Here is a 21,168-nt window from a genome sequence, read left to right as displayed (position 1 = left end):
AATCTGGTATCTTTCTGTTTCGGTCAGTTGTGTATAGGCCATAGTGCATTTTCCTTTGGCGAGAAAGATGCCTACTATAGCAACTGACCGCCCTTCTGAAAAATTGCACTTATTAGTCGAATCTGCCCATTAAGTTAATTTAAATAAAATCCTATTTACACTCCTAATAAAAAGATATTAAAAAATTCTTTCATCTAACAATATAAACAGAAAACCAAGAATTTTTAATTACCATTACAGATAAAAACACAGATAAAACTCCTTTTAAATCAATAAGATGCCCAATAAATATGGGCATCTTATTGGTAATTTTAAACGAGTTCTGTCATCACTAATTTCGCTATTTCGAAATAGATAATCAGCCCTGTACCATCAATAAACGTGGCAATAAAAGGAGCGGATACAACAGCCGGATCAATAGATAGCCTTTTCAATACCATTGGAATAATGGAAGAAACAATGGCACTCCAGAGGGTGATTGCAATGATGGCCAAACTAACAGCAATCGTCACTTCAATACCGACACCTAATACCCAGGCACGGATAAGCGCGGCAAAACCTATCGTTATTGCAACTAAAAATGAAGTGGAAATCTCTTTACGTAACACAGCCCATAGATTACGCAAACTCACTTCCCCCAATGCCATTGCTCTGACCAAAGTTGAGGTAATTTGCGTCCCGCTGTTGCCCCCCGTTCCTATTAATAACGGAATGAAAAATGCGAGAGAAATTACCGCTTCCAATTGATCTTCAAATGCTTTAAGCACAGCACCGGTATAAGCTTCTGCAACGAATAGCAATAATAACCACCCGACACGCTTACGCCATAATGTTATTGGGCTGGTACTAAGATAAGGCTGCTCCAGAGGTAAAGTTGCCCCCTGCAAATGAGCATCCAACGTATTTTCATCTTCAACCAACTCAGCAATATCCTGCGATCGTAGTACCCCAACCAATTTGCCAAAATGAGTAACCGGGACACTATCCATACCACTGTGATTTATCAAATTATAAACATCATGACGCGACTGTTCCGGTGATACGGAAAAATAGCTTTGCCTCATAATATCTGACACAAATAAATCATCGGCTACAGTTAATAACACTTTCACCGGTAATATGCCATTAAGATAGCCTTCAGCATCAATAACATATAAGTAAGTTGGGATCTGCTCACCTTCAAGCTGATCAATCAAATGACTTTTTACCGACAAAACAGAATCAGCAACAGATACAGAAATGAAACATTGGCTCATATATGCGCTGACCGTTGTCTCTTCATTTTTCAATCGATGTTTCCGCTGCTGATCAGCATTTATTTCATTAATAGAATGATTAGCAATCGCTAATGCATCCATTTTTTCATGGGATGTGATTTTCATGATGTTGGTCCCTATTACTGTTGTGAACTTCAAACAGCACTCACATAGGGGCGAAACCAGATGAGAGAATACAACGACTATCTCTACGTCTCGGTTTTAGCACTATACAACGTATCCTGAATTATCAGAAAGTTACATGGGGATATACCTTGGTTCGATATATCCTGTCCTAATCTTGGGCGTCTCTCGACGTCGTCAGATCAGCAACCTGTGTTTGTATAGGAGCCTCGCCTAACGAGATACTGCACTTAGAATGCGGCGCACATTGTAAACAAAAGTCGTAATAACTCAAAATTGAAAGTTAGTTTGTTTAAATTTCATTTAAGTTTCATTTAAGTTTATGATGATAATAAAAAAACGGCATAAATTTCCACCCCTTGCCGTTTAATAAGAATAATCCTATGAAGGAGTTATTCATTTTTTGATCTCTTAGACTCAATTTTTTCAACTTCAGCAATCAATTGGTCAGCCGTTTTACCATCCAGCAATTTATAAAACTTTTGTTTCGATTCTTTCATGTCACTATTAGAACCTGATTTAACCAAATCATTAAAATCGATACTATTAAACATAGCCGATTGAATTGATTCATCAAACTTCACTTTTTTATCATCTGGTAGCCTATCTCTTACTTTTTCAATGGATGCTTTCAACGCAATTTCATTAGAAGCATCCATTTTAGGTTGGCTATCACAGCCAGCTAATACGCATCCTAACAAACAAATTACTAACAATCTTTTCATATTCATCCCCACAGAATATTAGACAAGGGAATAATAACAGAAGCAGAAACAATAAACCGTTTATACCCATTATCTTTCAAGTTGCCTCTTTGTTGGCTGCACTCGCTCACCCCAGTCACATAGTTTGCTATGCTCCCGGGGATTCACTCCCTTGCCGTCTCGATGCATCTTGAAATCCATTGGGTATATAATTAGCAAATTGATAAAAAATAGCAAATAAAATGAAATTTCTCATCATGTTATTCCAGAATAATTATCTTTGTGGTTAGCAGCTACGATGCCAAAATACGATCATTTGTTATTTCTTCAACAACATAAAAAACGACTTTCTGCCAAATCGACCAAATGCTTAAAACACCCGACCAACCGACAACATGACAGATCCAGATACGACCACAGTAACTGCCGATATTCAGACCAATAATGTAGTTGGAACCATCACAATTAGATGAGATCATACTTGCGTTTATCGCCTCGCTTAACCATTTAAAAACCAGCACCGAAAATAAAGGAGAAATAATGGCAATCATCCACTGCACTGCAAAATATATTCTGACTGCCATATTGATATTACTGCCTGTCTTTACGCAAGCAAAAGTCATTACAGTCAAGGACGTTGCTGGCCGGAAGGTTAATTTAGCGTCGAAAAATCGAGTATCCCGGTTATCTTTGCTAAATTCCTGCATCCGAAATTATTTGAAGATATCGATCCACAAGCTGACAGCCTATACCTGCATAAAACTTTTACCTCCCTTGATGGTAACGGGGTATTCTAGGTTACAGCAAAATAATATTGCCTTTCAATCCGTTGGTATATTCCAACGGATATTTAATCGCACCCTTTGCTTATAATTTCCGTTCGTTAATATACCTAATATTTTATATAACATGCTAATAGACATCTATTATTTTGTAATCTACTATAGTTGATGTCAAAAAAAATATAAAACATGACAAGATAAATTCGGTTAAGTAATAAATATAAAACACAAATATATTCACATAATGAAACTATACCCAATGGATTTCAAGATGCATCGAGACGGCAAGGGAGTGAATCCCCGGGAGCACAGCAAACTATGTGACCGGGGTGAGCGAGTGCAGCCAACAAAGAGGCAACTTGAAAGATGACGGGTATATACCCTATGGATTTCAAGATGCATCGAGACGGCAAGGGAGTGAATCCCCGGGAGCATAGCAAACTATGTGACCGGGGTGAGCGAGTGCAGCCAACAAAGAGGCAACTTGAAAGATAACGGGTATAGATGAGCTGTGAGGAATCATTCGCTCTTTACTAACAAAAATAAAATAATCCAACGAAATAGATTCTTGATGTAACTATTCTTAAACCAAAGTACTCGGAGTATGTTAATGAAACGATTACATGATATTGAGAAATCGATGTTGCCCGTTGAATCCTACAAAATGCTTATTGGTGGGCAATGGGTAGATAGTGTATCCAAAGCAACGACCAAAAGTTATAACCCGGCGACAGGAGAACTACTGGCTGAATATGCATCCGGTAATGCTGAAGATGTCGATCTTGCTGTCAGCGCTGCAAAAAAAGCCTTCCACGCCTGGAGTCAAACCTCCGCAATCGAAAGACAATCAGCTTTGCTGAAAATTGCTGACTTACTAGAAGCAGAACAAGAACGTTTTGCCATCCTTGAATCACTGGATACTGGCAAACCATTACATGAATCCCTGAATATGGATCTACCAGCCAGCATTGACCAGTTCCGCTATTTTGCGGGTGTGATCCGTTCCCATACCGATGAAGCTTCAGTTCTGGATACCAATACACTTAGCTTGGTGATCCGTGAACCCATTGGGGTTGTCGGACAGGTAATTCCCTGGAATTTCCCACTACTGATGGCAGCATGGAAACTGGCTCCTGCTCTTGCAGCGGGCAATACCATTGTTATTAACCCGGCAACACTGACATCAATCACTCTGCTTGAATTGGGCCGAATATTGGATAAAGTCCTGCCAGCCGGGGTGGTTAACATTGTTACAGGTCGTGGTTCAGTCGTTGGTCAAGCCATTCTGGATCATGAAGATGTCGAAAAAGTGGCATTCACTGGCTCCACCAGAGTAGGTTATACCGTGGCCGAAGCCGCAGCCAAAAAGCTGATCCCTGCAACACTGGAGCTTGGTGGTAAATCAGCCAATATTATCTTCCCTGATGCCAATATGAAAAAAGCAGTAAAATATGCGGCCAAAGCTATTTTGCTGAATCAGGGTCAAGCGTGTGAATCAGGCTCCCGGTTGTTCCTACATAAAGATATTCATGATGAATTCCTCAAATCGCTGAAAGCAGAATTCGAATCCATCCAGGTTGGTGATCCATTGGAAAAAGAAACTCAGATGGGAAGCCAAGTCAGCCAGGAACAAATGGAAAAAATTCTCGGATACGTGGAAATTGCGAAAAAAGAGGGTGCAACCATTTTCACGGGTGGTAAACGCATCACTGGAAAAGGTTATGACGATGGTTTCTTTATCCAACCAACCATCATTACCGATGTCACTAATGACATGCGAGTCGCGCGCGAAGAGATTTTTGGCCCTGTATTGACAGTGATTCCATTCAGCGAAGAAGAAGACGTCATCAGAATGGCAAATGATTCTGATTATGGCCTGGCTGGTGCTGTCTGGACACAGGATATCGACCGAGCACTACGCGTAGCTAAAGCTGTCAGAACCGGCCGTATGTGGATTAACACTTACCATGAACTGCCAGCTCACGCCCCATTTGGTGGCTACAAAAAATCAGGCATTGGCAGAGAAACACACAAAATGATGTTGGATGCTTACACTCAGGTCAAAAACATCTATATCAAAACCAGTGAAGAATAATCTCAATCAGTGATGAGAAAAGCCTTCCAAACGGAAGGCTTTTATTCAAATTTTTTCTTTAATATCAACACCATCTGCATTCACATCGTTAATATGTTCTTTCGTCAGCCGATAAACAACTGGGCTTAACAATGCTAATGCAATCAGGTTCGGTATTGCCATCATCGCATTCAATGTATCCGCCAATAACCAGACAAAATCCAATGACTGAGTAGCACCTACCATCAAAGCAATAATCCATACTACACGGAAAGGCGTAATGGCTTTTTGCCCAAATAGATACTGAGTACATTTTTCACCGTAGAAACTCCAGCCAAGAATTGTGGTAAAGGCAAATATTACCAGAGCGCCCACAACAATATAGTTGCCACCAGGAATCGCCATAGCGAAAGAAGTCGCTGTCAATGTCGCACCTGTCTGACCGTTCAACCAACCACCAGTAATGACGATAGTTAAACCAGTGATAGAACAAACAATAATAGTATCGATGAAAGTACCTAGCATAGCGATCAACCCCTGGCGAATCGGGTTTTGAGTTTTAGCTGTTGCATGAGCAATCGGCGCACTTCCCAATCCCGCTTCATTAGAGAAAATGCCACGAGCTACACCAAAACGAATTGCCGCCCACACTGCTGCGCCCGCAAAGCCACCTTGTGCCGCAACAGGTGTAAATGCAGATTTAACAATCAGAACAAATGCAGCGGGAATTTCACTGAAATTCATCCCCAGAACAATAATCCCGGCAGCAAGATAGGCAATCGTCATAAATGGCACTAATTTACCTGCTACATCAGCAATACGTTTAATACCCCCAATAAGCACTGCACCAACTAGAATTGCCAATACGATGGCCGTTACCATGGTAGAAACGCCAAAGTTACTTTGCAGCACATCAGCAACAGAATTCGCCTGTACGGTATTACCGATACCGAAACAAGCAATACTGCCAAATACCGCAAACAACGTCCCCAACCAAGCCCACTTTTTACCTAAACCGTTTTTTATGTAATACATGGGGCCACCAACATAGTGACCGTTTTTGTCAACCTCACGGAAACGGACTGCCAGTACCGCCTCTGAATATTTGGTTGCCATGCCCACTAATGCAGTTATCCACATCCAAAACAGTGCACCTGGCCCACCCAATACAACTGCGGTAGCCACGCCAGCGATATTACCCGTTCCTATGGTGGCAGAAAGCGCAGTCATCAGTGCGTTAAATGGCGATATCTGCCCTTCTCCCCGCTGATGATTACGCTCAAATAGTAATTTAAAACCCGTTCCCAATTTACGTATAGGCAGAAAAGAGAGGCGGAGCTGCATGAACAACCCAACCCCCAAAAGACCGACCATCATCGGTACTCCCAATACTACCCCGTTAATAGCACTCAGCCATTCTGTGATTAATCCCATATATTCCCTCGGATGTTTCATAACAAAATAACAACATATTCGCAGCAACTTAATAAAGAATATTTATAGAAAATATGCGAGAAAAAATTTCGTAAAAATGGAAAAAGATTTGATACTTGTGAGTGATATCACTTGATAGAATTTTAAGATTAGAATGTTCAAAAATTTATCACGCCCAATACATTAAAAAATATTTAGGTATAAACCGTTCCCTTAATCAAAATAATTTACTAGAATATTTAATTACTTAAACTAATCAAAACAAAACATTATTCTTTATACTCCGTTTTTTATCAATTAATGAACTGATTAATATTATTTTTAAAAGCAATTTTTTAAGAAATAAATCATTGAGTATAAATTATCAGCGATTTTTATGAGAATATCTTGCTCGCTCTACCTATCATGTTTTTCCTTTTAAACAAACCACTATCCGAAATGTATTTATTACATCAGCCAAAAGAACAATAGAAAATATATGTGATATTTTTCTATTGTCATAAAACCACCGAATCTTTTTCGAGCCGCCTCACAATAATTGAATAACCTCATTGTTTTATTGTTCCACTCAACTCATTTTATCAGCCTGGGTTAATGAGTAAGGAGAGAACCTCATAATGGAACAACAATATTTCATTGGTGTTGATGTTGGCTCCGCCAGTGTCCGTACTGCGGTTTTTGACCAATACGGTAAACGGCATGCATTCTCCGCTCGCCCTATCCAGCAATTTCATCCAAAAGCTGATTTTGTTGAACAATCTTCTACTGACATCTGGGCGCAAGTATGTGCGACAGTAAGAGAAGCTGTTGCACTGGCAAATATTAATCCTATTGATGTTAAATCAATCGGCTTCGATGCCACCTGTTCACTCGTCGCGGTAGCAGCAGAAGGACGCTCTCTTTCTGTGGCCGAAAATGGCAATCCTGAACACGATATCATCATGTGGATGGATCATCGTGCCATCAAGGAAGCCATCACGATAAATCAAACCAATGACCCTGCACTCTGCTATGTAGGTGGTGAAATCAGCCCTGAAATGGAACTACCGAAAATCTTGTGGTTAAAAAACCACTTTCCTCAACGTTATCAGGATATATGGCGTTTCTTTGATTTAGCTGATTTTCTGGTGTGGAAAGCAACTGCCGCTGATGTAGCCAGTATCTGCACGTTCACTTGCAAATGGAACTATCTAGCTCATCAAAAACAGTTCAGCGAAAAACTACTCTATGATGTAGGGTTAGAAGATTTAACAAATAAAGTTCCGTCTACCATCATTGAACTTGGCGAAAAAGCAGGTTACCTGACTGCTGAAGCGGCTAAAGATTTTGGGCTGCACACAGGAATCATCGTCGCCGGTGGTATTATTGATGCTCATGCTGGCGGATTAGCACTGGCTGGCGCCTATCCAGAGGGCAGCCTGGTTATTATCAGCGGTACCTCAAACTGCCACATGATTGTCAGTCCTTATCCTGTCATGGTTCCGGGGGTTTGGGGGCCCTATTTCGGCGCAATGCTACCCGGTTACTGGCTCAACGAAGGTGGACAAAGCGCCGCCGGTGCATTAGTTGAATGGTCAATTCGTCAACACAATAGCTGGCTAGAGCTGGAAGCCGAAGCCGAGGAATCTGGTCATCATTACTACCGGCTACTGAATGAAGCAGTTGCACAGTTAGAAAAACAAGAAATATACCCGACCACACAGCTTCATATTTTAAGTGACCATCATGGCAACCGTTCACCAAGGGCAAACCCTAATGCCAAGGGAATGGTAAGCGGGCTGACGCTGGAAAATGGTCGTGATGATCTGGCCCGTCATTACTTGGCAACACTGCAATCTATCGCTTATGGTACCCGCCATATTATTGATGCATTAGTCGAAGCAGGACACCAGATAAACAGGCTGGTTATGTGTGGTGGTGCAACCAAAAACCCTCTATGGTTACGTGAATATGCCAATGCCACTGGGCGCGAAATCCATCTCACTCAGGAAGAGGATGCTGTCAATCTTGGCTCTGCTTTGCTTGGTGCCGTTGCTTGCGGTTCCTTTGCAAACTTCTCTCAAGCAGCAAAATCGATGGTACGTGACGGCAACATTATCAAACCGGAAAAAGAGACATTTTTATTTCATCAAGCCAAATATCAGGTCTATCTACAAATGTACCGAGATCAACAGCGATATAACGAAATCATGCAAACCGGTAATTAGCTTAACGTTAATAATCTTAACGTTAATAATCCATCTATATACCCTATGGATTTCAAGATGAATCGCGACGGCAAGGGAGTAAATCCCCGGGAGCATTACATTTAAAATACATTTTATAATGACATTCTACAACTATAAAGCCATAAAGTAACCGGAGGAAAAGTCTCTGGGTTTTACCATAGCCATGCTTTCAAAATGGAAGGAAAAATGATCCACATTCTCTTAAATTAAACGAACTAACTCACTATTAAGAAACATATGAAAGAAAATAAGAACTCATTGATAAAATTTCTCCGGCCTCATAAGCCGGAGAAAAGGCGATCAATCCTTATACCTTATAACTGTATTGATAATATCCGCTAGAATCATAATAGAGACCAGACTTCTTCTCTACCGCGTTTAGCAACACACCTTTAATATGAATGCCATTTTGCCTAAATCGGCGAATAGTAACATTAACTTCTTTAACCCTTGTTTTATGATAACGTGCAATTAACAATGACGTTCCTGCATATCTCCCAATAATCGCAGCATCAGTTACAGCCAAAATAGGAGGAGTATCTACCAAGACATAATCATAATGCTCTTCTGCCCAAGATAATAATTCTTTAAATCTATTATTCATAAGTAATTCTGACGGGTTTGGCGGAATAGCACCTCGATTGACAAAATCAAGCTCAGTAAGATACGTTCTGGTAATAATCCCTTTTAACTGATGTTGACCAGACAAATATTCAGAAAGCCCCATAGATTGAGGACTTTCCAAGATTTTATGTAAACGACCTCTTCTCATATCTGCATCGATTAAAAGCACGCGTTTATTACTTAATGCCAATACAGCGGCAAGATTTACTGAAATAAAAGACTTTCCTAATTCAGGAGCAGAACCTGAAAGAAGAATAATTTTGTTTGCAGATTCCATCATTGAAAAATGCAAGGTTGTTCTAAGGCTACGCAATGCTTCAATAGCTAAATCAGTGGGATCTTGAATAGCTAATAACCGCAATTTCTGACGATGAGTTTGCTTTTTCTGTTGTTGATCAAGTTTGATCTGAGTCTCAGATAGTGGAATAGTAGCGTAAACGGAAACACCTATTTCTTCCAATTGTTCGGGGCTTTCGATTCCTTTACGAAACATGACTCGTATGCAAATCAACCCAGCAGACAATATAAATCCCAATACCATCATCGATGCAATAATCAATGACTTCTTCGGTTTTACCGCTGAACTTTCTACAATAGCTTCATCGATAATACGCACATTACCAACCGTCCCCGCTTTCACGATATTCAACTCTTGCTGTTTATTGAGTAACTGCACATAAATTTCTTGGTCAACTTGAACATCTCTGGCCAAACGTAAAATTTCCTGCTGTGTTTTAGGTAACCGTTTGATTGATTGATTCAGCTCCTTTTTGGTATCAACCAAAGTCTTACGTTTATCAAGCAACGCAACATAAGCGGGATGTTGTTTGGTATACAACTGCTGTAATTCAGCTTCTTTGAAAGTCAATTCATTAATCTGTTTCTCAATTTGGACCAATGTCTCCAGAGCCGATTTTGCTTCAAGTGATAAATCGATAGATTCATTCGCTTGACGATATTGATTAAGCAACTCTTCAGAACGATTAAGCTCAATTTTAACTTTAGGCAAATGATTTTTTAAGAAATTAAGGCTACTTTCAGCCTCTTCCGCCTTTCTTGTCACATTTTGTTGCAAGTAATTTTTACCAATACTATCCAGTATCAATTTTATTCTTGCACGATCATCACCTTCTATTTCAAGCAAGATAATACCGGTATTATTACCTTTTTCTTTTACCCGCAAAGCCTGTTGCAGCCCGCGAATAACACCCAATTTCCCCCGTTTAACCAACGTGAAACTTTGCCCTGGAGCAGCTGAAATATTTGAGATAAGCAAATTTATGCCATCGATATCAAATACTTTGTTTACTTGCCCGTGGAAAACCTGATCGTCAAAAAACAACCGATAATTTTCTGCATCGTCAACATATATTTTTATCCCTTTATTAATATATTCAGGTGATATTGTAAAATGTTTAATAACAATATCAGGCTTTGGCATACCACGAAGACGGGCAATGCCCTTACCTATCACAGGAAAATAATCCGCTGTAACCTGAACATCCAAATTTAGATCCTTTACTGTCTTTCCTAATATCATTCGGGAAGTTAATAACTCCAATTCTGCCGATATATCTGACGGTTTCCCAGAAAACATATCCGACATGTCGCCAATTAAAGGCAATGCACTACTTCTCTTTTCAACCTGCAATAAAGCATTTGCCTTGTATATCGGAGTTACAATCAAGGAATAACAAAGGCCAATAACGGTGAACAATAGGGTAATTCCACCAATCACCCAGCGATAATCGAATAAGGCACTAAGAAGACGGCCTAAATCAATTTCATCACTATCCGTATGAGTGTGACTTGATTTATCTGATGTAGTCATAAAAAGCCTATAATTACTTTATTGATAAGTAATGAAGAACAGCAAACCCATAATATAAAAATACTTATAAGTTATAATTTCCCTAACCAACTATTAGCACTATTAAATAATAACTGATACACATATTCATAAACCTCGATATCAGACTTATAAGGATCGGGGATCACCATTTCATTTAACCAATGACCTAAAAGCATTGTTTTCCCCCTTGCCCCTAGATTTATCCTATTTACAGCCTCAATATGTTTTTTTTCCATAACCAAGATCAAACTTGACTTCTGGCATAATTCACTGGTTAGTTGGCGTGCTATATGCCCTTCTAAGGATAATCCATGTCTAGCCGCAACCCTACTTGAGAATTCATTTGCAGGTTTACCAATTAAAGCCGATATTCCCGCAGAATAAATCTCTTTCTGAGGAAATAGCTGCCGCAATAAACGCTCTCCTGTTGGCGATCGACAGATATTACCCACACAAACAATCAGAATAGAATTGAACATTAATTCGGCCACTTACGAATCCATTTAGTTGTTTCAGTCAGGCTATTAATGCTTGATATCGTTGGCACCAACTGATTAATAACCCGATTCCAGCGAACGACTGGCGCACTGGTAACATAGACAATATCATAAGGTTGCAAATTAAACTCAGTTCCCAGGACTAACGCCGTCGCATCCTTAGCATTGAGCTGATAAATATTGGCTATTTTCCCCTTATTATCAGGTACATTACGCAAAGAACGGATAACAAAGATGCCATTAGCATCACTTGATAATTGATCTATACCTTCAGCATTACCCAATGCTTCGGTCAAAGTCATTCCACTGCGATCCATACGTAGAGTGGTTTGTTTTCTGACTTCCCCCATAACAAACACTTTCAAATCATCATTACGAGGAATATATAAGATATCGCCAGAATAGAGCAGACGATTTTGTTTCAGATCACCATTTTGCATCAAATCTTGAAGAGAAATAATCGTTTCTTTTCCCTTATGAGTCAAAATGATCCTCCTCCAGTCAGCATTTTCGGTTAAGCCGCCAGCATGGTTAATCGCATCAATAATGGTTAAAGGAACGTTAGTGATAGGTTGTTGAGCAGACCTGGCAACTTCACCTGTTACATAGGCTTTTTGTGAACGAAAAGCAGCAATATTGACATCAACTTGAGGTGATTCGATGTACTTCGATAACTTATCAGTAATCATCGTACGCACCTGAGTGACCGTTTTTCCTTTCACATGAAGTTTACCAACATAGGGATAAAAAATCGTCCCATCAGAATGCACCCAGTTACCCGTATCACTAGCACTACGATATTGTCCTGCCGGTATTGTCAATTCAGGATGATCCCAAACAGTAACCATAATGACATCCCCCACACCAATACGGTATTCATACTGTTGTAATTCTTTATCTAATTCAGGATTAGGACGCGCAATAGCAGAATTCACTCGTAAATTTTCAATTAATTTTGGTGTTACCGGATAAACATTTACCAAATTATTAATATCATAGTTACTATCATCATCATTGATTATTTCTTTATTATAAACAGTAAGGCCACTCCCAGGTATAACAGTACAACCACCTAATAGCATAGAACCGGACAATGCCAGAACTATAATTAATTCCTTAATATTCATCAGAAATTTATCCTTAAAAAATAATAAACAAAAAAGAATACAGAAAATAGTATTAATTATAATCTCCCTAACAAAACTAGATTATAATATAATAAAATATAATATAATATAAAGATTTTGCTTAAGGTCCGCAAGATTCTAGGCTACTGGTCATATCACTTGGTAAAAACAATAGAAATCAACTTAATAGCTTTGAAAAATTCAGACTATTAAATAATAGGTAGTAAATTAATTAATTATTTTATTATTTAATATATCTTATAAGGTATTATTACAAACAGAAAGTAAGAACAGACCTATCAAATAAAGGATAGTGAGGATATTTATCAGAATTTATCGAAACCAAATACATACTCTCGATGACATTGTGAAGAAAACACATACCTACTTACATCAAATCCGTGTTCATATCATCGACTTTGGTGCTTGAAATGGTGATAAAAATAAAAAAATAGACAATCAATTTATCAAACAACTCCAATTATAAAACCCCAAATTTAGTCATATTATAAACAATAGCTCGGTAGTATCGGATATTTTTAGATTGTTTTAACTTTAAAAATCACCACTTTGTACTTTTCACGTTTATCAACTACCATTACCGGTTGTTTTATATAGCAGTAGAAGATCTGAGAATTGGACATATTCCACAAAAACTTTATCAACTGGGATTACCATGAAAAAATCTACTATACTAAGAATCGCCAGGCCAACTGACAATTTAACTCAAGTTGCTGAAATGTACTGCCGAGGTTTAGGATTTACTCTCCTAGAGCAATTCGAAAATCATGAAAATTTTGATGGCATCATTCTAGGGCATCCAAATCATCTCTGGCATCTTGAATTTACGCATCATCGTGGCACAACAGTAGGAAGATCCCCCACACAGGACAATTTATTGGCTTTCTATATACCAGACCATTCAGAATGGTTAGATCAGATATTATTAATGGAAAACGCTGGCTTTATTGCAGTCCCCTCTTACAACCCATATTGGGATATTGAAGGTAAAACATTTGAAGATACTGATGGTTATCGGGTTGTATTACAAAACACAGTATTCCTTGTTTGATTATTAATCGACCTTAAGCATACTTGCCCTAATAACCAACCCACACCTACGTTGTTTTACATTACGCAATAACATTATCAAAACTCAGCTATTGACACTGAGTTTTGATATATTCTTGCAAGTATTTCGTTTGCTGTTCGTTTTCAACAATCATTCTTCGGAGATCGAAATAATCTTGTTCAGTTGCCGGGTTAAGTCGTGGGGTGGCTGCATGGCCCACGCTGCCGGAGGAGCCGGTTTGGCCTTGATGACAGGTGGCCGCGATGCGCAACCGGCGATGACCAGCGGCAACATCATTGCGCAGAACATCAATTTCAGATTTGGCATTAGCAAGTTCCTTTGTATGCTGATTATCCAGTTCAGACAGGAGCCTTATCCTCTCCTGCTGATTAACGATTTCATTCTGCTGCTCCAGCAACTCACTCTGTAGCTTAACGGTCGTATCAAGCTGTTGGGTATACTTACCGTAATAGTGATAAACCAGAAGCGAGGCAAGCGCCAGAGCAATAACAGTATAACCACGAGAGTTAAACTTCATAATATCGCTCTACAAAAGGGAAAATGCTTTATCAATGACCTCATCGCTATAAGGTTGACTACCATTTTCCATGGTAATAATGGACTTAATAAGCTCTGTCATAAATACTTTATTAAATACATCAACAACCTGATCGCGAGTCACTCCCGTGTCTTTACATACGTGGTTAATATAGGCATCAGTATTATTTTCATTAGTGGGAGCCCATCGTGAAATGATCCCTTTCACTGTTTTAAGGCCATATTTCCGATTGTAATTATGCAAAATTTTAATTATTGCCCGAAGACCATATTCAGGACTGACAAACTGACAGAAAGATTTATCAGTACGCTGTGATGCAGGGATCAAGCCTTGCCAACTATCACCCAAACGAATATTACCTGGGTTATTATTTCGAATGCCTCTGCTCATAATTCACTCCTATTATTTATTACCTGTTTTGTTATTAACAACTTTTCTTAAGATCTGACCAAAATAGTCAGTGCCCAGATAACCAATAATGACACTGCTGATGTAAGCCAAATCCGTGCTCATACCAAAAAAATTCAACACATCACGGATAAACCAAGCAATCATGGCACACATAATAGAATCCATAATTGTCGTCCAGAATTTACCACCGTTATATCGACCTCTGAGATAAGCCATTGCGGCAGCCAGCGCCGCACCTATACCTTGTTCTTTGACTGACAGCAGCCATAACCATAGCTGCATCCAGATGTCAGGCTGTTTATCCATGTATTTCATCCTTCACTCCCACTCACATAAATGGGAATCCATAGGCTGCCGTGTAGCCTTAAATTTGAGTTAATAGGAATACTGCGAAATCAGTAGAATAAGAAAAGGCTACACATAGTGCAGCCTTAAATTTTATAAGGTGATTACTTACATTTAATATAATACCAAGCTCATCAACAAACTCTGCTGGTGTATCATTATGTGTAAGGGAATGATAATAATTAACAGATAGATATATCCGTTATCTTTCAAGTTACTTCTTTGTTGGCTGCACTCCTCCCGGTCACATCGTTCGCTATGCTCCTGGGGATTCGCTCCCTTGCCATCGCGATCCATCTTGAAATCCATAGGGTACAGTTTATTAAAGCATTAACTTTAAATTACCTGTCCTAATAGATTATGGAAAGACAGAGTAATCAGATGAAAACGATTAAAAAATTAGATCATATAGAGCATTGTAGTCACTCATCCATGAACCTCCTTAATATTAAGACTAAATTACAACGTATAATAAACCATAGTTCATGGTAATTATGCACACCTGGTAATAAATCTCTCAAGGCAATTTGATCAATAAAACGTTTAGCAAGCAATTTTTTTAAGGATGGATCGTGTATCTTTTTTCTGTACAAAATAAAAAAACTACCAACTTCTCGTATTGCATGACGACTAAGAGATCTTTTTAACGACTTTTCACCTTTAATTTCTTTTGAGATTTTAATAATTGAATTAACCACGGTAATATAGCTATCAGCTCGATGATATAATTTTTTACTTTCTCTTGAGCGAGTTATTGATTGCAAATTATGTCGATAACAATACAATTGCTCCTCACAAAATCCGATTCGATTCGATATAAGTGACAAATTAATTGTCCATAAGATATCTTCATGAAAGATATTTTCCATAAAACTCAGTTGGTTATTTATAATTAATTCTTTTTTAATAAGTTGTAACCAAACAAAATGTGGCCATTCTCTACACTCAACGCAATATTTTATCCACTCTTTACCCGTTAACACTCTGCCATAAGGTTGTCTACGTGTTATTCTTCTATTCCCTTGTGAGAATGGATCTTCTGTAAAACTGACTCCATTGCCAATTAACACATCTAATCTCTGTTCAATAGCTTGATCAAGCCATTTTCTTAATATTTGTGGTTTTAGCCAATCATCACTATCAACAAATAAAACCCACTCCCCTCTCGCATATTTTATGCCGTAATTTCTAGCTATTGAAACACCACGATTTTCTTGATTAAGGATCCGTATTCTATTATCTCTTTTTTCATATTCTTTAATTACTTCTAAGCTGTTATCTGTTGAACCATCATTAATAATAATGACCTCAAAATTAACATTTTCTTGCGAAGAAATTGAATCTAACAAATAGATTATATTATTTTCATCATTAAAAACAGGGATAATGATAGTAATATCAAACTGAAACATCTATCATCCTTTTAATGAGTTAGTTATTTTTGATAAAAACACCATTTTCATAATAAAAATGCACCTTTTCCCCATTGCTATTCACAGACCATACAATATTTTGAGCATCAATTATAGATGGGATTGAAAATTTCCACCAAAACAGTAAATCATTAAGTATGACAATGGCAAGATGCACTGGGAATTTAGGTATTACTATCTCCTGTAAAGATAGAAATAGTATCAGAAATCTATTGGAACAGTTTAAATAAATCGGCAAATGTAGCAGATAAAATTAAAACAATTAAAACAATTAAAACAATTAAAACAATTAAAACAATTAAAACAATTAAAACAATTAAAACAATTAAAACAATTAAAACAATTAAAACAATTAAAAGTGATATTAATTTAAAATGGCTTGTGTAATCTATATTAAAAATACAGTTAAATACTTTGAGGGTGAAAAAGTAAAATATAATCAAGCATAATAAACAGAAGAAAATAACAGAAGAGGAACTATTCAACTAATTGTAAAATGAGCGATTCAAATGTTAATGTATTATTATATAGATATTCAAATAGCATTTAAAAATTTAAAAGACAATATTATCCCTTATTTATTAATGCAAAAATATTTAAAACTCATAGGCATTCTGGATAACATGGTAAGGGAGACAATTGCACTACAATTCTTTTTCCTGCAACGACGCGTTGTTGGCTTTTCGCCTGCACTGTCCGTTTCCCATCCCAACGTAGACGAGTCCTTAAGAATAACTCACCGTGAGAAAACTGCGGACTCAAACGCATAGAAAAAGTGACGGGTAGCATGTCCAAACGATAATGCATCTCACCCACTGTCAACACTTTTCCTTCAACCACCGTCAACAATGACACCTCAACGTTTGCCGTTCTGGGTAGAGAGGCCTGCATGGTCACATCGCCCTCAATCAGACGTGATGCTTCATGCTCAACAGCCTCACTAACACAACCGGTAATCAGCAAACACAACATGACCAACCCTATTTTGGTCATGTTAGGCTGATCCTACGTTGTGACAACGGAGTATGCTGCCCATCCAACAAACGCTGTAATGTTGTCTCATGTTCAAGCCCCATGACAAGACCTCTACTCAGCACCGCAGAAAGCGGCTCATGAACGTTTTGTGGTATATACCCTGACGTAACCCGACGACCACAACAAAGGCTATCATTTTCATGGGGCACATTTGTTAAATGAATGGGTAACGAATTCTCAATTTTCATACTCGCATTCCCAAAGATTCGTTCTGTTGAGAGCCCATCGGAAGTTGAGCTTGCAATAATTCCTGCCAAAACTCAGCATGATCCAACATACTTGAAAGGCTCTCTTCAAAAACAGCCTGATTCAACCGACTTGCTGACATTTGCCGATAAAGCTGCACCATCAGCGTTGACTCATCAAAACCAAAGTGAAGATCAAACTGATACCAATGACGATTAAAGCTAGCTAATTGACGGAAAATCCCCTCTCCGACCGCAGTAATATCAGCGACATCTATCTGTAAAATGAGCTGGTCACGTTCAGGAATTAAGATCAAAGAGAGGTGAAGATGCTCATCAAAACAGAGAGCAGCCACACCTTCATGATTTAAAGCTAGGTGCGGCAAGCCGAATTTAGCAGCAAATTCAGACAAAACTTGGTTGACGATGGCTATCACATCCATGGGTTACTCCTGCTAGAGAAGGCAATCAGACCAACTTGAATTACCGAGTAATCAAACAAACGGGTTACCCCCGCAGAAAAGGGACTCAGTTTACTACCATCGCCTTTTGGACCTCTGTCACTCAAGGGCAATTCTTTTAATAAAAAGGTCACCCCAGTGATTATCGAAAACCAAACACCGGAGCATAGGAAGATGCTTTTTTTCCTTAACACATCCTGCCAGTTAAGAACTGAAATCTTAATTTGATATTTTCGTTTTTCTGCACCTTTGACGGTATGAGTAGATTTTAAAAACGAGATAAAATAACGGTATCCATCAATAAGAGCGCACCTTTCGGTGCGCCCAAGCTTATTATTCAACGGGTCTACTCCGCCAGCATTACACCACACCAGTCGCCGCGCGCCATGCCTGGACATGGCTCTGATAAAGCTGCTGTATCAATTGCAAAACCTCTCTCATGAAATTGTTATCCAATGAGATCTGATCTTCACTCTTCTGTTTTTCATGTTGAGCAATAGATGAATCCACTTCATGTTCCTTAGCTTTAGCCTGAGAAAGTCCCTGTTCTACCTGTACCGAATTATTGGACATACTCTCTAAAGACTTCATCACTGAACTTAAGAACTGCTGCTTGCTGTTACGACTTTCAAAAACCAAGGTAATAGATTTCAGAGCACTCTTGTCAGCATCTTGTGCTACATTCCATACTCTACCAATTGCTGCCCGATCTGCATCGCTCCCCTTACCCAACTGTTGCAACTTAAGATCGATTAATTCGTTACGACCAGCAATATTACCTTCCAACGTCTTCTGCTGCTTAACCGCTTGACTGTTTTTAACGGAAGAAAAACCACCTATCAGCCCCGAACCAATCGTCATTAAGCCTGAAACCACTGCCATAGCAATCATCAACTTGGCGCTATGTCGCATCTCATCCACTTGTGACTTCTGAGCATCAATGGACGCTTTATTCTCAGTGTCACGCTGCAAAATACCCAGTTCACGCATTCTCTTGGCAATCTCAAACAACAGCGACATCATATCCAGCGTATTATTTAATTCTTGTCCGACATTTCCTAAGCGACTGGGATCGAAGCTCTGTTTCGGTACAATCAATTCAACCGTATCCGTAAGCCTAATTTTTTCCGGCTGTTGAACAGCAGCTTCATGTGCTGTCGGTGTCGGCACAGAACTTTTGTCAATTACAGCATCAACGCCGTTATCGACATTGCTCACCTGATGACTACTAACATTATCAATTCTCATTTTTTTACTCCCTAAATTCCCTGTGGTCGGCTGGCAAGGTTATTTATCATGTCACCTCTGGCATTGAGCATCTGAAAAATCATTTCCATCACATGTTGAAAAGACTCTACCAGTTGGGACAACTCCTCTTTCAATTTGTCCATAACAGCCTGAAATGCAGTCAATTCGCTACGTGAAAGCTGTACATCAGCTTGTCGGTTAGCCGCTTTACTCTGGAAGGCAGCATTGGTAGTTTGAGCAGCGCCATTAGCAACATCAACCACCATATCGCTCACCTGCACACTCACTTTCACACTTCTGGCCACAGTATTAGCTGCTGTACCAGCGACTTTTGCAGAAAGTTCTGCCGCCTTTACTGCCATCTTAGCTGTCATTTCAGCCACTTTAACGCCCATCTTAGCGCCCATTTTTGCTATCAAGCCAGCAGCTGAACCACCGAAACTGACTGCCGCTGCCGCCACAGCCATCGTAACCTCAATCGCAGTTATGACCGGCCCTAACCATTTCATGGTTTCCTTGCTGATTAAACCATCTTGAGCCGCTTGTTGTAGTCCCTGAGAGACCACGCCCATTACCCCTCCGGCAATCAGCAAAGCGCCTGCTACCGCACCAACGCCGGTAGCAACCATAATTGCTCCAACCACAATTGAGGCAATCGCACTGATCCAGCCAAAGATCTTAGAAAACAATCCAGATTTCTGTGCCTCTTTAGCTGAATTTTCAGCCTCTTTAATCTTCTGCTGGTTCTCATCCATTTTCTGCAAGCTTTGCTGGCGTGCTCGCTGGATATCTTCGATTTTGAGATTCGTCTGATCACGCTCAATCTCGCTGGTCAGTTTGCCCAGTTCAATCTCTATTGCCTCAGATGAGAGAAAATTCTCTACCATCTCCTTTGAGGACAATCGCGAAACTTCTGTCAGCTTTATTATCACCGCCTTTGTCAGCTCTTTTGCCTGCATCACCTCTTGCATACCTGATTCGAGCATAGCCATGTCTTCTGGTTTAGGGTGAGCATTCATCACTGCCAATGGCGCTGGCAATGATACTCCTCGTGACTTAGCAGTATCAGAAGGCAGCAAGTTACCCGCCTGGCTAGACGTAACGTGCTCCTCGCCTTTAGGAGGTATAGTTGCTGGGATCTCACCAACTTGAAAACCATCTCCCAATTGAGGAATTCGAGGTTTATTTACTATCGGATCCATTTTCCTGAGTCCTTTTTATTGTAATAGCTTCTAACATTGCACTAGAACTGGCAGCCAAAGCGGCCTGTTCCGGCGAAGCTGCCGCAAGCTGTTGGGCCGAGTAGAAACCACTCTCAGCCCCATCAAGTTCTCCTAATTGCAGGAGACATTCGGCAGCATGAAATGGAAAACGGGGCTCATTAATATCAAGCATTGCTCCGTAGCTATAGCTTTGAATTGCCTGCTCCAGTTGCCCCATAGCCTGACGGCATGCCCCCAATCCAAGGAAGAACCGGGAGTCATAGTGATCTAACATACACAAAGCCTGGAATATCTTATGTGCATCCTGCCATTTGCCTGACTGATACTGGTTGAACGCTAGCGAGTAAAGTTGCTCCAACGTATCACTAGAAATATCCTTCAACATGGCAAGAGTGCCGCCATCATGAAGAAAAGATTCCAGCTCTTGTGCATATTGGTCAGAAGTCGTTGATGTTTCTTGATACTCCATAATCA

General features: G+C 39.4%; 21 protein-coding genes and 1 riboswitch. Of the genes, 3 read left to right on the top strand and 18 right to left on the bottom strand.

Annotated elements, in window-relative coordinates; all coding sequences use genetic code 11:
• Nucleotides 1-311 precede the first annotated feature (311 nt).
• From AACQ83_RS18385 to AACQ83_RS18375, 3 genes are all read right to left on the bottom strand, one after another.
• Nucleotides 312-1,382 carry a magnesium transporter gene (locus tag AACQ83_RS18385; protein ID WP_112879064.1) on the bottom strand — a complete coding sequence of 357 codons (1,071 nt, stop codon included), beginning with the start codon at nt 1,380-1,382 and terminating at the stop codon, nt 312-314.
• A gap of 74 nt (nt 1,383-1,456) precedes the next feature.
• Nucleotides 1,457-1,628, bottom strand: a riboswitch (M-box (ykoK) riboswitch).
• A gap of 164 nt (nt 1,629-1,792) precedes the next feature.
• Nucleotides 1,793-2,125: a DUF6694 family lipoprotein gene (locus AACQ83_RS18380; protein WP_112879063.1), complete on the bottom strand. Its 333-nt coding sequence runs from the start codon at nt 2,123-2,125 to the stop codon at nt 1,793-1,795.
• A gap of 272 nt (nt 2,126-2,397) precedes the next feature.
• Complete coding sequence (locus tag AACQ83_RS18375) at nt 2,398-2,688, bottom strand: hypothetical protein (RefSeq protein ID WP_158537794.1); 291 nt, start codon at nt 2,686-2,688, stop codon at nt 2,398-2,400.
• 808 nt (nt 2,689-3,496) lie between these two features.
• Between AACQ83_RS18375 and AACQ83_RS18370 the strand changes: the two genes are divergently transcribed.
• Nucleotides 3,497-4,981 carry an aldehyde dehydrogenase family protein gene (locus AACQ83_RS18370; RefSeq protein WP_112879061.1) on the top strand — a complete coding sequence of 495 codons (1,485 nt, stop codon included), beginning with the start codon at nt 3,497-3,499 and terminating at the stop codon, nt 4,979-4,981.
• Nucleotides 4,982-5,026: 45 nt separating this feature from the next.
• Here AACQ83_RS18370 and AACQ83_RS18365 read toward each other — a convergent pair whose 3' ends face one another.
• Nucleotides 5,027-6,394 carry an alanine/glycine:cation symporter family protein gene (locus AACQ83_RS18365; protein WP_112879060.1) on the bottom strand — a complete coding sequence of 456 codons (1,368 nt, stop codon included), beginning with the start codon at nt 6,392-6,394 and terminating at the stop codon, nt 5,027-5,029.
• Between the two features lie 617 nt (nt 6,395-7,011).
• On the opposite strand from AACQ83_RS18365, the gene AACQ83_RS18360 reads away from it, so the two are divergent.
• The gene (locus AACQ83_RS18360; protein WP_112879059.1) at nt 7,012-8,601 is read left to right on the top strand and encodes an FGGY-family carbohydrate kinase; all 1,590 of its coding nucleotides are present in this window, start codon (nt 7,012-7,014) and stop codon (nt 8,599-8,601) included.
• 328 nt (nt 8,602-8,929) lie between these two features.
• On the opposite strand, the gene AACQ83_RS18355 is transcribed toward AACQ83_RS18360, so the two are convergent.
• The 3 genes from AACQ83_RS18355 to AACQ83_RS18345 all read right to left on the bottom strand — a co-directional run bounded on the left by AACQ83_RS18355 (nt 8,930) and on the right by AACQ83_RS18345 (nt 12,722).
• Complete coding sequence (locus tag AACQ83_RS18355; protein ID WP_112879058.1) at nt 8,930-11,077, bottom strand: polysaccharide biosynthesis tyrosine autokinase; 2,148 nt, start codon at nt 11,075-11,077, stop codon at nt 8,930-8,932.
• A 71-nt stretch (nt 11,078-11,148) separates the two neighbouring features.
• Nucleotides 11,149-11,577, bottom strand: a complete 429-nt coding sequence (locus AACQ83_RS18350) for an arsenate reductase/protein-tyrosine-phosphatase family protein (RefSeq protein ID WP_112879068.1) — start codon at nt 11,575-11,577, stop codon at nt 11,149-11,151.
• A complete protein-coding gene (locus AACQ83_RS18345; protein WP_112879057.1) occupies nt 11,577-12,722 on the bottom strand; it encodes a polysaccharide export protein in 1,146 nt (381 codons plus the stop codon). Before AACQ83_RS18345 ends, AACQ83_RS18350 begins: the two co-directional genes overlap by 1 nt.
• Nucleotides 12,723-13,398: 676 nt before the next feature.
• Here AACQ83_RS18345 and AACQ83_RS18340 point away from each other — a divergent pair.
• Nucleotides 13,399-13,794 (top strand): VOC family protein, encoded by a 396-nt coding sequence (locus AACQ83_RS18340; RefSeq protein WP_112879056.1) that lies wholly within the window; start codon nt 13,399-13,401, stop codon nt 13,792-13,794.
• An 88-nt stretch (nt 13,795-13,882) separates the two neighbouring features.
• On the opposite strand, the gene AACQ83_RS18335 is transcribed toward AACQ83_RS18340, so the two are convergent.
• From AACQ83_RS18335 to AACQ83_RS18285, 11 genes are all read right to left on the bottom strand, one after another.
• Nucleotides 13,883-14,332: a lysis protein gene (locus AACQ83_RS18335; protein WP_112879055.1), complete on the bottom strand. Its 450-nt coding sequence runs from the start codon at nt 14,330-14,332 to the stop codon at nt 13,883-13,885.
• A gap of 9 nt (nt 14,333-14,341) precedes the next feature.
• The gene (locus AACQ83_RS18330; RefSeq protein WP_112879054.1) at nt 14,342-14,743 is read right to left on the bottom strand and encodes a structural protein; all 402 of its coding nucleotides are present in this window, start codon (nt 14,741-14,743) and stop codon (nt 14,342-14,344) included.
• A gap of 12 nt (nt 14,744-14,755) precedes the next feature.
• Nucleotides 14,756-15,079 (bottom strand): phage holin, lambda family, encoded by a 324-nt coding sequence (locus AACQ83_RS18325; RefSeq protein WP_112879053.1) that lies wholly within the window; start codon nt 15,077-15,079, stop codon nt 14,756-14,758.
• 452 nt (nt 15,080-15,531) lie between these two features.
• On the bottom strand, nt 15,532-16,521 hold the full coding sequence (locus tag AACQ83_RS18320; protein ID WP_112879052.1) for a glycosyltransferase: 990 nt from the start codon (nt 16,519-16,521) through the stop codon (nt 15,532-15,534).
• Nucleotides 16,522-17,145: 624 nt separating this feature from the next.
• The gene (locus AACQ83_RS18315) at nt 17,146-17,535 is read right to left on the bottom strand and encodes a YscW family type III secretion system pilotin (protein WP_112879051.1); all 390 of its coding nucleotides are present in this window, start codon (nt 17,533-17,535) and stop codon (nt 17,146-17,148) included.
• Nucleotides 17,532-17,765 (bottom strand): T3SS regulon translocated regulator ExsE family protein, encoded by a 234-nt coding sequence (locus AACQ83_RS18310; RefSeq protein ID WP_112879050.1) that lies wholly within the window; start codon nt 17,763-17,765, stop codon nt 17,532-17,534. Before AACQ83_RS18310 ends, AACQ83_RS18315 begins: the two co-directional genes overlap by 4 nt.
• Nucleotides 17,762-18,205, bottom strand: a complete 444-nt coding sequence (locus AACQ83_RS18305) for a type III secretion system chaperone (protein ID WP_112879049.1) — start codon at nt 18,203-18,205, stop codon at nt 17,762-17,764. Before AACQ83_RS18305 ends, AACQ83_RS18310 begins: the two co-directional genes overlap by 4 nt.
• Nucleotides 18,196-18,564, bottom strand: coding sequence for a hypothetical protein (locus AACQ83_RS18300; protein WP_146747918.1), 369 nt, complete (start codon nt 18,562-18,564; stop codon nt 18,196-18,198). Before AACQ83_RS18300 ends, AACQ83_RS18305 begins: the two co-directional genes overlap by 10 nt.
• Nucleotides 18,565-18,583: 19 nt before the next feature.
• A complete protein-coding gene (locus AACQ83_RS18295) occupies nt 18,584-19,471 on the bottom strand; it encodes a YopD family type III secretion system translocon subunit (RefSeq protein ID WP_112879047.1) in 888 nt (295 codons plus the stop codon).
• An 11-nt stretch (nt 19,472-19,482) separates the two neighbouring features.
• Nucleotides 19,483-20,673, bottom strand: a complete 1,191-nt coding sequence (gene sctE, locus AACQ83_RS18290; protein ID WP_112879046.1) for a type III secretion system translocon subunit SctE — start codon at nt 20,671-20,673, stop codon at nt 19,483-19,485.
• Complete coding sequence (locus AACQ83_RS18285; RefSeq protein WP_112879045.1) at nt 20,654-21,163, bottom strand: SycD/LcrH family type III secretion system chaperone; 510 nt, start codon at nt 21,161-21,163, stop codon at nt 20,654-20,656. Before AACQ83_RS18285 ends, sctE begins: the two co-directional genes overlap by 20 nt.
• Between the last annotated feature and the right edge of the window lie 5 nt (nt 21,164-21,168).

It is taken from the genome of Photorhabdus sp. S10-54, assembly GCF_963878145.1.
Taxonomy (GTDB): domain Bacteria; phylum Pseudomonadota; class Gammaproteobacteria; order Enterobacterales; family Enterobacteriaceae; genus Photorhabdus; species Photorhabdus kayaii.
This window is presented reverse-complemented; position numbering and strand designations above follow the sequence as displayed.